The following is a 12,556-nucleotide window of genomic DNA, read 5'->3' on the forward strand; positions in this document are numbered from 1 at the left end:
ACGCGCTTGGGTGGGCCGCGCAGGCCCTCTTAAGAAGCAAAGATGAAGAAGACGTCATTGCAAGGGGTCCTCTCCATATTGGTTGGGGCCATCGGTGCCTTTGCTGGCCATCCAGATGATAATCAGCAGGCTCGGCAGGGTTTGAATGCCCGACAGGATCGAGGAGGTTCGGTTCATATCCTCGGCCTGAAGCAAGATCGCGTTGATCTCGCTGGCGGATGCGGTGGGATCAAACAGTACCGACATCATCTCGGCCGATTGTGGCCCGACAACCTGAAAAACAATCAACGAGAAAATCGTGACGAAAATCACCGTGGCAATGAACCACCAGCCCGGACGGTCGCAATCATGCATCCGGCGGACCCCTACGGCCAGAACCGGCAGGTAGTTCAGCAAGTACCAAAACGTCGTGATCGGCATGACCTTGATGTAGAAATCGCTGATCGAGCCGAAGCTTTCGATAAAGAAAGGGCCCATTTCGGCCATGGGTGGCCAAAAGAATACAATGTCGAGGATGAATGTCACGATCGACCCGAGCGTGATGAAAAGGACGTACCACCAATAGGCCGAGCGCGGGGACCGGCCCTGAAAGTTGAGGCATTCAACGATGTTGGTTCGGATGGCTTCTTTAAAGGTCATTAAAATTGCTCCAAGGGAGAGGGACCAAAGGCGTTTTCCCCATGATCCGACGGCTTCACCAGCCAGTAAAACTGCAACAAAACGCCCATTAGAATCGTAATGCCAACGATCCAACCCGCGCCTGCCCCCAAGGCGGGACCGAAGGCCGCCCCGATCGCGATGCCAACAGCCGCAAAGAGCAGCGGCACCAGAATAACGTACCCGCGCTTTCCAATGTCGTGCATTCGCCTGATTAACACCGTCAAAGAAGGGCAGATCGTTGCCAAATTTGCCAGTGCCACAACCGGCCCACCACTGCCTTCCAGCGTGTGCGGCCCGATAAGTAGCACCTCCACGACAGAGGCAACCAATACCAACAGCCCGGTGAACAGCGCAAACCACCAGTATTCGGCGCGACTAGCCCGTCCCGATATTCGGAAGTACTTCCGAAAACACGTTTTGACTGCCGCGCCGAACCCGATCATTAGCCAATCGCCTGCAACACGGCCTCGCCCAAGGTGGCGGGGCTATCGGCCACGATGATGCCCGCAGACTTCATCGCTTCGATCTTGTCTTCCGCACCGCCTTTGCCGCCGGCGACAATCGCGCCCGCGTGACCCATGCGGCGACCGGGAGGGGCCGTGCGACCGGCAATAAAGCCCGCGGTAGGCTTCCAACGGCCCTTTTTCTTTTCATCGGCAAGGAACTGAGCGGCCTCTTCCTCGGCGGAACCGCCGATTTCACCGATCATGATGATGCTTTCGGTTTCATCATCGGCCAGGAACCATTCCAGCACGTCGATATGCTCGGTCCCTTTGATCGGGTCGCCGCCGATTCCCACGCAGGTGGATTGGCCAAGGCCCACATCCGTTGTCTGCTTCACCGCTTCATAGGTCAGCGTGCCGGAACGGCTGACAACACCGCAAGAGCCGCGCTTGTGGATGTGACCGGGCATGATGCCGATCTTGCAGGCGTCAGGGGTAATAACGCCGGGGCAGTTGGGGCCGATCAGCTTGGAGGAAGAGCCTTCCAGCGCGCGCTTCACGCGCATCATGTCGAGCACCGGGATGCCTTCGGTGATGCAGATAATCAGCTCCATCTCGGCGTCAATCGCCTCGAGGATCGAGTCGGCCGCAAAGGGGGGCGGCACGTAGATCACGGAAGCATTCGCTTCGGTCACGTGCTTGGCCTCGTGGACCGAGTTGAACACGGGCAGGTCAAGGTGCGTCATGCCACCTTTGCCGGGTGTCACGCCGCCGACCATCTTGGTGCCGTAGGCAATGGCTTGCTCCGAGTGGAACGTGCCTTGGGAACCGGTAAAACCTTGGCAGATTACCTTGGTGTTTTCATCAACGAGTACGGCCATCGGGGCCTCCTGTGGTCGTTTGAGTATAGGAATTAGTCATGGCGCGGCCTGCAAAGCGGGGCCGCCATGGGTGACGGAATAGGTGTGAAGCATGGTCTCGAAATCCGGCAGAGGGATCTCCAGATTCTGCTGGTGGAAAGTCAACGCGCTGACACCGACGGCGGTGTCCAGCTTGCGCGCTTTTCGTAGGAAGTTACTTTGCGCCAACCGCGCCATGGCGGCGGGCGCAATATGGACCAACATCAGTTGGGTGGCTTTGACGTTCATATAGCTGAGCCGTTCCACATCGCTCCAAGGAACGACGCCCACAGCGTTCTGGTGCATCTCCAACCCATTGGGGGATAGGGTTACGGCGGGGCCGGGTTCTGCTTTTGCGCGCTTGCGCAGCAAAGCAACGCTGAGCACGACGCCCAGAAAGAGCAAAAAGACGCCCGCGCCAAACGGCACCCATTCACCGCTTTGCCATGCGATCGGCAGCACCACAGCGCCAAGGGCCGCAATCGCGATGCAACCAAGAATCAGCTTCCATCCAATGGCCCGAGCGAAAAGTACGGTTTCCTCTTGCGGGTTGATCCGATGGGAAGTGGGCGCACTCATTGCGTCGCCTCCGACGGTGTCAAACGCTCAACCAAAAGGAAGGTTTCTGTGCCGTTGGGTCCGGGGCGCGTACCCACATGAACCACGGCCACGCGGCTTGGGTTCAACTGGCGGGCAGCCAGAAGCGCGGTGCCTTCGGTCGGAGTGTAGTTTTCGGGCACGGCGGCCTCGGTCGTGATCCCCTCCATGTCCAGCCCTGTAGTGGCCGCGCTTGTAGCAAGGGGCGCATAATCGCCATCAAAGGCCACTTCACAGCGGCGATCCGTGCCCTGCGTCGCAGCACGCCCCACAACCGGAGAGGTCGGACCGTTAGACAGAGGGTCCAGATCATAGAAATCCACCCTTGCGCCGGTCGAGGCCAAAACCTCTTCCGCGCGGGCAGCGGTCATGAAAGGGCTAAAGCAATTCCGCGCGAAAGCCATGCTTGCCATCGCGGCAACGCCATCGTCTTGCGCCTGTGCGGGTATTGCAAAGAGACTCGTTGCCGAGGCCAATACAAAAATGAGCGGCGCTCGAAGCATCAGAGTTCTTCCCGCTCGATATAGGTAATTTTTTCTAGGCTCACGCGCCCCAGAGCCCAAAGCGCCAACAAACGGGGCATGACTTTGACCTCCTGCCAGCCGCGCAACAAATCCTTGCGGAGTTTGCTTTCCGGTAGCGTACCGCGATCCACTGGCAATGCCGCTGGGTCTTTCGGCGGCTCGTTTCCCTGAACAACAAGTGCTGGCGTGACCTGAAAGGTGATACTGTCACGAGCGATTGCCGAAACGTTGGGGCTAAACAGAAGGTGATCAATGGGCACATTCGGCGACGGCGCCTTCAGAATGTCACGGGCCGCTTTCTTGGTAACGATGTAGCCCGCCCCCCCGGAGTGCCGAGACCGCATACGCCGCAACGTGCGCCCCAAGACGGGGAGCGCCGCCTTGTCCAAAGCCACCAAAAGCCGGTCATCGCGCCAGCGTTCTAACTTCACGACGTCTGCGCCTTCCGGCCACCACGAAATATCCGCCAGCCACGCACCTAAATCGGGTGACAAGAAGACATCATCTTCCATTATCATCCCATGCGAAGCGCCGCTTTCCAAGAAGCATTCCAAAGCCTTTAAGTGACTCAGCGTGCAGGCACGATCATGGCGGTGGAATACGCCCCACGGGCCAAAATCCGGCAAGCGGTCTATCTCCAGTGCACCGACATCACTATGTGAATCGATTGCTTCGACGAACTGTAGCGTTACACCCACGCGCGCGGCTTGTTTTTCCATCAACTCGCGTCGAGCATTTGCCCGGAGCAGATTGACAGCAAAAATAGGAACGCATTGAGCGCGCATGGATGTCTCGATCGTCGCTGACACCGTTTAGCCTTTCACAGCCTTCACGATTTTCTGCGCGCCGTCCTTGAGGTCGTCGGCAGCAATCACATCGAGACCGGAAGAGTTGATGATCTCTTTGCCTTTCTCGACGTTGGTGCCTTCGAGCCGCACGACCAGTGGCATTTTCAGACCAACCTCTTTCACAGCCGCAATCACGCCTTCCGCGATGATGTCGCAGCGCATGATGCCGCCGAAGATGTTCACGAAGATGCCTTTGACCTGGGGGTCGCTGGTGATGATCTTGAACGCTTCGGTCACTTTTTCTTTGGTGGCACCGCCGCCCACGTCAAGGAAGTTGGCAGGCTCGGCGCCGTACAGCTTGATGATGTCCATCGTCGCCATCGCAAGGCCCGCGCCGTTGACCATGCAGCCGATCTCGCCGTCCAGCGCGATGTAGTTGAGGTCGAACTTGGACGCTGCCAGTTCCTTGGCGTCTTCTTCAGTCTCGTCGCGCAGGGATGCCACATCGGCGTGGCGGTAAACGGCATTGCCGTCGAAAGAAACCTTCGCGTCCAACACCTTGAGGTTGCCCTCATCGGTAACGATCAGCGGGTTGATCTCCAGCATCTCCATGTCCTTCTCTTGGAAGGCTTGGAACAGTTGCCCCATCAGCTTGACGCATTGCTTGACCTGCTGGCCTTCCAGACCAAGCGAGAACGCAACGCGGCGACCGTGGTAAGGCTGGTAGCCTGTAGCCGGATCAACAGAGAACGACAGGATTTTCTCAGGCGTCGCGGCGGCGACCTCTTCGATGTCCATGCCGCCCTCGGTCGAGCAGACGAAGCTGATGCGGCTGGTCTGGCGGTCCACCAGAAGAGCCAGGTACATCTCGGTCTCGATGCCGGAGCCGTCTTCGATATAGATGCGGTTCACTTGCTTGCCGGCGGGGCCGGTCTGGTGCGTAACCAGCGTGCGGCCGAGCATTTTCTTGGCTTCTTCCGCAGCTTCCTGTGCGGATTTCGCAAGGCGTACGCCGCCTGCTTCGCCGGCGTCTGCTTCCTTGAAGCTACCTTTACCGCGACCACCTGCGTGGATCTGCGCTTTCACGACCCAAAGCGGCCCGTCCATTTCGCCCGCTGCGGTCTTGGCATCCTCTGCCTTCAAAACGACGCGTCCGTCAGACACAGGAGCGCCGTATTGCGCGAGGAGGGCTTTCGCCTGGTACTCATGAATGTTCATGAAAAAAGTCCATTCTTTTGGTCATGTTCGCCTCACGTAAACACAACCCTTCCGGTCAAGGGAACGAGAATATGCCCTAATACATAGGATTTGCGGTATAAACGCACATTTGTGATCACGGATTTTTTTGTGTGATCACAAATCTTACCCAACCTCCCCGGGCAACCCGACTCAGCAAGCGTCAAAGGCTTGCGTGCCCCTGTAATCCGGCGCAATCTTGGGCCTCAGGCCAAGATGCGGGGCGCTCATGCCAGACAAAGTCCGATGGGGGCCAGACAAAGCCCGATGGGGGATCGTGGCGACGGTGGCAGAGCCCGCCCCCCTCGTTATGGCTTTTGTGGCCCACCATCTGTCCCTTGGTGCCTCTGAAATCCACATCTATTGCGACGACCCCCATGACCCGGTGGCCGACATTCTGGAATGGCTTCCCCCCGTTCACGTCACCCGCTGCGACATGGGCTATTGGCGCAATACGGTGACATGGAAACCCAAACGTCACAATAACCGACAATCCGCCAACGCTACCCACGCCCAAAGCCAATGCAAGGTGCCGTTTCTCCTGCATTGCGACGCGGATGAATTCCTGCGCCCGCGCTCGAATGTAGCTGCGCAACTGGCCGAGGTGCCCGAGCATCTGACCTGGGCCAAGATCTTCAACCTCGAACGCGCCATGGTGCGCGGTGCGGCCCAAGCCTCGATATTCGAGGGGGTATTCAAGGTCTTCTACCAAGGTCAACGCAGCACGCCCCTAAATACCTCGGACATGACGCCGATGGGCTTTACCGGGCACGCGGCGGGCAAACCTTTCGTGCGCACGAAGATCGGCATGAACATCGGCATCCACGTTCCGCGCCACGGCCACATTAAGGCCCGTGTGGTTCCCCCGCATTACCCCGCAGATCAGGTGGAGCTGGTGCATTTCGACGGCATGACACCGCTGCACTGGGCGGCCAAATTCGTGCGTCAGGCGGCGTTGATCCCCGACCGGTTGCAACAATTGCCGCCGTTCCGCATCGCGCAATGGCAACGCATTTTTGCCTGCCTCGATGACCCGGACGCCCTGCGCCTGCTCTATGACGAGATCAACGGATACACCCCAGAGCAGGTCGACGCGCTAGAGGAAGACGGCTACATCACGCGCGACAGCTTCAACCTTACCCCCGCCTTGGAGGCCGTCTTCCCAGGACAAACCGTGGACCTTTCGCCCGACGCTTTCGACGCCCTCCTGCGCCCCCGCATGACCGCGTGGCGCAAGATCGCGCGGCGCAACGGCGTGGAGATTTAGGTGCCTTTACGACTGTCCTTCGTGCCGCGTAGGGTGGTGAAAAGTCACTAAGGACAACGCCGATGCCTCTGGCGAGAATTGCCGACAAGCTCCTTTTCTTCGCGCATATCCCCAAGACCGGCGGGTCGAGCGTTGAAACCTATCTAGACGCCAAGGGCCCGGTCGCGCTGCGCTTCAAGCGCCGTCTTGGATGGTCGGAAACCACGGCACAGCATATGGAGGCGCGGGTCCACACGCGCCTTGTCCCGGACGGTTTTTACGATGAAAGCTTTGCAGTTCTACGTGATCCGGTGGCGCGCATGGTGAGCGAATATCGCTATCGGCTGGACCGGTTTGAAGGCCAGCGCAGTTTCGACGATTGGGTCCGCGCGGCCTTCGATGCCTATGGCCGCGATGGCTACGTCTACGACAACCACATCCGCCCTCAGGCCGAGTTTTTGCGGCCCGGCATGGTCTTGTTCCGGCTGGAAATGGGGATGGAGGCGGTCTTTGACTGGGTCGATGCCGTGACCGGAACTGAAACGGCATCCCGAGAAATCTGGGAAAAACGCTCAGTCGCCAACAAGATTGAGGTGAACGACACCATTCGCGACGAAATTATCGCCTTCTACAAAGCGGATTACGCAGTATTAGATGCCATGACGGAAAACGGCCGGGCGTTGAACCCGGCCGCGTAAGTTTTTGTAGACGGGCTAGCAGCCCGCCGCCTTAGCTAAGCGTTTCGTCGATCGCTTTGCAGGCATCCACAAGGCCGTTCACAGCGGCGACAGAATTGTCGAACATCGCCTGCTCGTCCTTGGTCATTTTGATGTCCACGATGCGCTCAACACCGCCGGCGCCGATCACGGTTGGAACACCAACGTACATTCCTTTCAGGCCAAAGGCGCCGTCAACATAGGCGGCACATGGCAGAACGCGCTTCTGGTCGTTGAGGTAGGCTTCGGCCATCTCAATCGCCGAAGTTGCGGGGGCGTAGAAAGCGGACCCTGTCTTCAGCAGGCCAACGATCTCGGCACCGCCGTCACGGGTACGCTGAACGATCGCGTCCATCTTTTCTTTCGTGGTCCAACCCATCTCGATCAGGTCAGGCAGAGGGATACCGGCAACGGTGGAATAGCGTGTCAGCGGCACCATTGTGTCACCGTGGCCACCCAGAACGAAGGCGGTCACGTCCTTCATGGATACGTCGAATTCTTCCGCAAGGAAGTGACGGAAACGAGCAGAGTCGAGAACGCCTGCCATGCCGCAAACCTTGTGGTGCGGCAGGCCAGAGAATTCGCGCAGCGCCCAAACCATGGCGTCCAGCGGGTTGGTGATGCAGATCACAAAGGCGTCTGGCGCGTGGTCGCGGATGCCTTCGCCAACGGATTTCATCACTTTCAGGTTGATCCCCAGAAGGTCATCACGGCTCATGCCGGGCTTACGCGCAACGCCGGCGGTCACGATGCAAACGTCCGCGCCTGCGATGTCGGCGTAGTCGCTGGTGCCGCTCAAGCGGGCATCAAACTTCTCGGAAGGGCCCGATTCCGCGATGTCGAGCGCTTTGCCCTGGGGCAAGCCGTCTGCGATGTCGAAGAGGACGACGTCCCCCAATTCCTTTACCGCTGCAAGGTGGGCAAGTGTGCCGCCGATGTTACCTGCGCCGATCAGCGCGATTTTGGGTCTGGCCATATCTCAAGATCCTCGGATTCAGAGTTTTGTCGGGCGGAGGGGTAGACCTAGCACGGCCCCGGCGCAAGGAGCCTGTGCGCGGCGGATAGCCCCAATCCGAGGAACGCCGCTTTTTTCTACAGATCTTCACCGGGGATACTTGGGGTCATTTGGGCAAAGTGCTGCCCGGCAGCCATCAAGCACATTGTCCCGTCGGCAGACGTCACCGCAATGGTCCAAGACCCTGTTTCTGCTGAGACATAGACCTCTACAATGCGGTTTTGATTGGCCAACCCCATCCCGTGAACCTCTTCGCCGTAGCGACCCGTAAGCTCCCCCACAATGATGCTGCGATCCGCACATAACATATTTACGGCTTGATTTTGGGCAGCGGCGGGTGAGGCCGTTAATCCCGCCAAAATGGCGCCAACGATTAATGCGATTCTCTTCATGGTGATGTCCCCTTTCCAATGCGGGACGCGTCACAGACATGCTCGAGGCGACCCTGTCCAAGTGGACTTCCCCTCCAACCATGCTGCACCTCTGGGGGTGCCTGACTTCGTGATATTGCGCGTTCAGGCGTTAACATTCGGTAAAATTGCCGCGAAATTTTGTTGCGCGACATTCTGCATTGCAGCAAGACCCTTGCGCTTGCGCTCTGCATGTGGTCCCAAATGGGCGAAACAAGTAAGTCGCAAAGCCAGCCATGTCCCAACCGAAGTCACAGCCCTGCCGTTCCGTCCTGTATATCCCCGCGTCCCGTGCCCGCGCGATGGAGAAGGCCAAGACCCTGCCGATCGACGCAATCATCTTCGACTTGGAGGATGCGGTTGCCGCCGATGAAAAGATTGCCGCCCGCGATACGCTGACCGAGGCGCTGCAAGAAGGCGGTTTTGGACCAAGGTTGCAGATCGTCAGGATTAACGGGTTTGATACCGAATGGGGCGCAGATGATGTCGCCAGAGTAGCGGATGCCGCCCCCCAGGCTGTGCTTCTGCCCAAGGTCAACAGCGCCCAGGACATCAAGGCACTCGCCGCCCTTCTGGATGCGAACCCCAAGACCAAGGAAACCCAGATTTGGGCGATGATGGAGACACCTCTGGGTATCCTCAACGCCGCTGAGATTGCAGCCGCGCCGCGGATGGCAGGCTTTGTGATGGGGACCAACGACCTTGCCAAAGACCTGAACGCCCGCACCCGTGAGGCGATGACGTCGGCCCTGCAAATCTGCCTCCTCGCCGCCCGCGCCCATGGAATTTTCTGCGTTGATGGCGTCTACAACGCCTTCAAGGACGAAGACGGCCTGCGCGATGAATGCCAACAGGGCCGCGATTTTGGCTTTGACGGAAAGACCCTGATTCACCCGGCGCAGGTGGCCATTGCGAATGCGGCCTTTGGCCCGACATCGGACGATATCGACCTCGCGCGTCGCCAGATTTCAGCCTATACCGAGGCCCTCGCCAAGGGCGAAGGCGTGGCCGTTGTGGACGGAAGAATCGTCGAGAACCTGCACATTGAAACCGCACGGGCGACCTTGGCGAAGGCCGAAGCGATCGCCGCATTGGAGGCCCTATGATGGCTTGGATACTACTTCTTGTGGGGCTCGCCCTCTGGTCCGGAGCCCACTATTGGAAGCGGCTCGCCCCCGACAGCCGGGCCGGTTTCGGCGACAAGGGCAAAGGCATCGTGGCGGGGCTTGTTATCTTGTCCATTGTGCTGATGGTGCTTGGCTACCGGGGGGCGTATGGCCCGGTGTGGTGGGGGCGTTCTCCTGCCTTGGTGGGGATCAATAACCTCCTGATGATCTTCGCCTTCTACCTTTTTGCGGCTTCGGGCGCAAAGACCTGGATCACCACGAAAATCAAGAACCCACAGTTGACCGGCTTCAAGATTTGGGCCGTGGCACATCTGTTAGTGAACGGCGATTTGGCGTCTTTCGTGCTGTTTGGCGGGTTACTGGCTTGGGCCGTGGGACAGGTCATTATCCTTAAACGGCGCGGCGCGCCTTGGGTACCGCCACATCCGGTGCCGGTCAAAAAGGAAATTACAGCAATTATCGCCACGATCGTGGTCGTTATCATCGTCATGGGCATTCACTACGCCCTTGGCGTGCAACCTTGGGGCTAGACCATGCTGATTTACCGACTGCTTACCGAAGATGACACGTCCGCCTTTTGCCATAAGGTATCTGACGCCATCGCCAAAGGGTGGAGCCTTCATGGCGATCCCACCATGTCCTTTGACGCGGCGCGCGGCGTGATGCGCTGCGGGCAGGCGGTCGTGAAGGATATCGACACGCCCTATTCCCCGGATATGAAGCTGGGACAGCAGTAATGTCGAAGACGAGCCAAGGCTATTTTTTCGAGGATTACCGCGTCGGGCAGGTGTTGAAACATGCCACGCCGCGCACGCTGCATGATGGGGATGTGGCGATGTATCAGGCGCTATATGGCCCTCGGTTTGCGCTGCAATCGTCTTGGGATTTCGCCGCGCCGGGCAGTCGCCTGCGCAACCCGGTGATGGATGATCTGATTACGTTCCACACGGTATTTGGCAAAACGGTTCCCGATATCTCGCTGAACGCTGTGGCCAATCTGGGCTATGCCGAAGGTCGGTTCCTGACACGGGTGGAATCCGGCGATACGATCCACGCGATGTCCGAGGTCATCGGCCTGAAAGAGAACTCCAACGGTAAGACAGGCATTGTCTGGGTTCGCACCCGCGGGTTCTCCAATTTCGATGTGCCGGTGCTGGAGTATGTCCGCTGGGTCATGGTCCGCAAACGCGACGCCGCAGCCCCTGCCCCGGAAACCGTGGTGCCAGATTTGGCGCAGGTCGTGGCGGCGGAAGAACTTCACGTGCCCGAAACGTTGGACTGGTCCACTTACGACTTTGCCGCCAGCGGAGAACCGCACCGCCACGGCGATTATGCCGTCGGTGAGATCATTGACCACGTCGATGGTGTCACCCTGACAGACCCCGAGCACATGATGGCCACCCGCCTGTGGCAGAACACGGCAAAGGTCCACTTCGACGTGACCGCGCGCCCCGATGGCAAGCGGCTGATCTATGGCGGGCACATCATCAGCCTCGCCCGCGCCCTCTCGTTCAACGGGCTTGCGAATGCGCAACTTCTGGCGGCGATTAACTCTGGCGCCCATGCCAATCCGGCCATGGCGGGCGACACGATCCGGGCGTGGTCCGAGGTTCTCGACACCGCGCCCACGTCCAATTCCCACGTCGGAGCCCTGCGCCTGCGCCTTGTCGCCACCAAGGGCGAGGTTGGGGCCCTACGCGGCGAGGACGGGAAGTACCTGCCCGAGGTTTTGCTGGATCTGGACTATTGGGCGCTTCTGCCGAAATAGCCCCCACATTTACGCACCTTCCCTGTGCTTTGCCTAATACACCATGCGCGAATAATCCCCGGTCATCTTTGATTCACCGGAGGCCACATCATGGCAACGCTAACCACTAATACCCTGACCGACACTGCGCTTAGTACCCACGCTCATTGGCTGATCCGCCTGTCCACCGCGGCGACTTTCCTTTACCACGGCATCGACAAACTGCCCTCTCTAGAAGCGGCAGCGGCGTTCATGGGGATGCCTGTTTGGCTTTGGACCCTTGTCGCACTGGCCGAGATTTTTGCCGGTGTTGCTCTGATCGGCGGCGGTGCCTTGCGTAACCAGATCGGCGATCTGGTCACTCGTCTGGGCGGCCTATCCATCATCGTCGTCATGATCGGCGCAATCGTGTTGGTGCATTGGGGCCAGTGGAGCGCGTCTCCGTCCGAGACTCACCCCGGTGGCGGGATGGAGTTCCAAACCCTGCTGCTGGCTGTGGGCGCGTTTTTCGTGCTGCGCGGGAATCGCGCCTAACTTGGCGCAACACTGAAACGGAAAGGGCGCCTCGCCTTCGGCACGGGCGCCCACCTTGTGATCACACTCGCCAAACGTGTGATCACAAGATCACTTTCTGCGGCGTTAAGCCCCACAATTGCCTAGAATTTTACCCCGCAGGGACGTGACTACAGCCGAAAACCCGCTATTGATATGGTAACGACCGGAACCAGCCAGACCTGACGGCGCAATCAAGGGGGACTCTAGCTATGGCCGACGTCAACCGCGGCAATCGTCCGCTTTCACCTCATCTTACCATCTACAAACCGCAACTGAACTCGATGACGTCGATTCTCGTGCGGATCACCGGCAACGCGATGCTTGTTTCCGCGTTTCTTGTGGTTTGGTGGCTAATGGCCGCCGCTTCGGGGCCAGAGTATTTCGCCACGATTGATGGCCTCGTCACCAGCGTCCTTGGCGATATCGTCATGACATTGTCCGTTCTTGGCCTTTGGTACCACGCCCTCGGAGGGGTTCGGCATCTGGTTTGGGACGCGGGCTACGGATTGGACGCGGATACGTCTGACAAGATGGGCTGGGGCATGTTGATTGGCTCTGTCGCCCTCACCTTCCTGACGCTGATCGCGATTTAA

At 59.0% G+C, this 12,556-nt stretch carries 17 protein-coding genes; 8 read left to right on the forward strand and 9 right to left on the reverse strand.

What is annotated here, in order from left to right; genetic code table 11:
• Positions 1 to 54: 54 nt before the first annotated feature.
• The 7 genes from K3728_16545 to sucC form a co-directional block, all read right to left on the reverse strand.
• Positions 55 to 639, reverse strand: a complete 585-nt coding sequence (locus K3728_16545; protein UWQ95270.1) for a DUF805 domain-containing protein — start codon at positions 637 to 639, stop codon at positions 55 to 57.
• Complete coding sequence (locus tag K3728_16550) at positions 639 to 1,103, reverse strand: DUF805 domain-containing protein (protein UWQ95271.1); 465 nt, start codon at positions 1,101 to 1,103, stop codon at positions 639 to 641. The genes K3728_16545 and K3728_16550 overlap by 1 nt, the downstream gene beginning before the upstream one ends.
• The gene (gene sucD / locus K3728_16555; protein UWQ95272.1) at positions 1,103 to 1,984 is read right to left on the reverse strand and encodes a succinate--CoA ligase subunit alpha; all 882 of its coding nucleotides are present in this window, start codon (positions 1,982 to 1,984) and stop codon (positions 1,103 to 1,105) included. The genes K3728_16550 and sucD overlap by 1 nt, the downstream gene beginning before the upstream one ends.
• A gap of 36 nt (positions 1,985 to 2,020) precedes the next feature.
• Positions 2,021 to 2,581: a hypothetical protein gene (locus K3728_16560; GenBank protein ID UWQ95273.1), complete on the reverse strand. Its 561-nt coding sequence runs from the start codon at positions 2,579 to 2,581 to the stop codon at positions 2,021 to 2,023.
• Positions 2,578 to 3,012 (reverse strand): succinyl-CoA synthetase subunit beta, encoded by a 435-nt coding sequence (locus K3728_16565; protein ID UWQ95274.1) that lies wholly within the window; start codon positions 3,010 to 3,012, stop codon positions 2,578 to 2,580. Before K3728_16565 ends, K3728_16560 begins: the two co-directional genes overlap by 4 nt.
• 89 nt (positions 3,013 to 3,101) lie before the next feature.
• Positions 3,102 to 3,932 carry a glycosyltransferase family 25 protein gene (locus K3728_16570; protein ID UWQ95275.1) on the reverse strand — a complete coding sequence of 277 codons (831 nt, stop codon included), beginning with the start codon at positions 3,930 to 3,932 and terminating at the stop codon, positions 3,102 to 3,104.
• Between the two features lie 3 nt (positions 3,933 to 3,935).
• Positions 3,936 to 5,129, reverse strand: a complete 1,194-nt coding sequence (sucC, locus tag K3728_16575) for an ADP-forming succinate--CoA ligase subunit beta (protein UWQ95276.1) — start codon at positions 5,127 to 5,129, stop codon at positions 3,936 to 3,938.
• A 247-nt stretch (positions 5,130 to 5,376) separates the two neighbouring features.
• Here sucC and K3728_16580 point away from each other — a divergent pair, with 247 nt between their 5' ends.
• Positions 5,377 to 6,414 carry a glycosyltransferase family 2 protein gene (locus tag K3728_16580; GenBank protein UWQ95277.1) on the forward strand — a complete coding sequence of 346 codons (1,038 nt, stop codon included), beginning with the start codon at positions 5,377 to 5,379 and terminating at the stop codon, positions 6,412 to 6,414.
• A gap of 62 nt (positions 6,415 to 6,476) precedes the next feature.
• A complete protein-coding gene (locus K3728_16585) occupies positions 6,477 to 7,091 on the forward strand; it encodes a sulfotransferase family protein (protein ID UWQ95278.1) in 615 nt (204 codons plus the stop codon).
• Between the two features lie 31 nt (positions 7,092 to 7,122).
• On the opposite strand, the gene mdh is transcribed toward K3728_16585, so the two are convergent.
• Entirely contained in the window at positions 7,123 to 8,085 is a 963-nt protein-coding gene (mdh, locus tag K3728_16590; GenBank protein ID UWQ95279.1) for a malate dehydrogenase, read from the reverse strand.
• Between the two features lie 116 nt (positions 8,086 to 8,201).
• Positions 8,202 to 8,516 carry a hypothetical protein gene (locus K3728_16595; GenBank protein ID UWQ95280.1) on the reverse strand — a complete coding sequence of 105 codons (315 nt, stop codon included), beginning with the start codon at positions 8,514 to 8,516 and terminating at the stop codon, positions 8,202 to 8,204.
• A gap of 254 nt (positions 8,517 to 8,770) precedes the next feature.
• Between K3728_16595 and K3728_16600 the strand changes: the two genes are divergently transcribed.
• From K3728_16600 to sdhC, 6 genes are all read left to right on the forward strand, one after another.
• Positions 8,771 to 9,640 carry a CoA ester lyase gene (locus K3728_16600; GenBank protein UWQ95281.1) on the forward strand — a complete coding sequence of 290 codons (870 nt, stop codon included), beginning with the start codon at positions 8,771 to 8,773 and terminating at the stop codon, positions 9,638 to 9,640.
• Positions 9,640 to 10,191: an NnrU family protein gene (locus tag K3728_16605; GenBank protein ID UWQ97598.1), complete on the forward strand. Its 552-nt coding sequence runs from the start codon at positions 9,640 to 9,642 to the stop codon at positions 10,189 to 10,191. Before K3728_16600 ends, K3728_16605 begins: the two co-directional genes overlap by 1 nt.
• A 3-nt stretch (positions 10,192 to 10,194) precedes the next feature.
• Positions 10,195 to 10,398: a DUF1737 domain-containing protein gene (locus K3728_16610; GenBank protein UWQ95282.1), complete on the forward strand. Its 204-nt coding sequence runs from the start codon at positions 10,195 to 10,197 to the stop codon at positions 10,396 to 10,398.
• Entirely contained in the window at positions 10,398 to 11,429 is a 1,032-nt protein-coding gene (locus tag K3728_16615; protein ID UWQ95283.1) for a MaoC family dehydratase, read from the forward strand. Before K3728_16610 ends, K3728_16615 begins: the two co-directional genes overlap by 1 nt.
• A 90-nt stretch (positions 11,430 to 11,519) precedes the next feature.
• The gene (locus tag K3728_16620; GenBank protein UWQ95284.1) at positions 11,520 to 11,942 is read left to right on the forward strand and encodes a DoxX family protein; all 423 of its coding nucleotides are present in this window, start codon (positions 11,520 to 11,522) and stop codon (positions 11,940 to 11,942) included.
• 230 nt (positions 11,943 to 12,172) lie between these two features.
• Positions 12,173 to 12,556 (forward strand): succinate dehydrogenase, cytochrome b556 subunit, encoded by a 384-nt coding sequence (sdhC, locus tag K3728_16625; GenBank protein UWQ95285.1) that lies wholly within the window; start codon positions 12,173 to 12,175, stop codon positions 12,554 to 12,556.

It is taken from the genome of Rhodobacteraceae bacterium M385, from assembly GCA_025141835.1.
Lineage (GTDB): Bacteria > Pseudomonadota > Alphaproteobacteria > Rhodobacterales > Rhodobacteraceae > Gymnodinialimonas.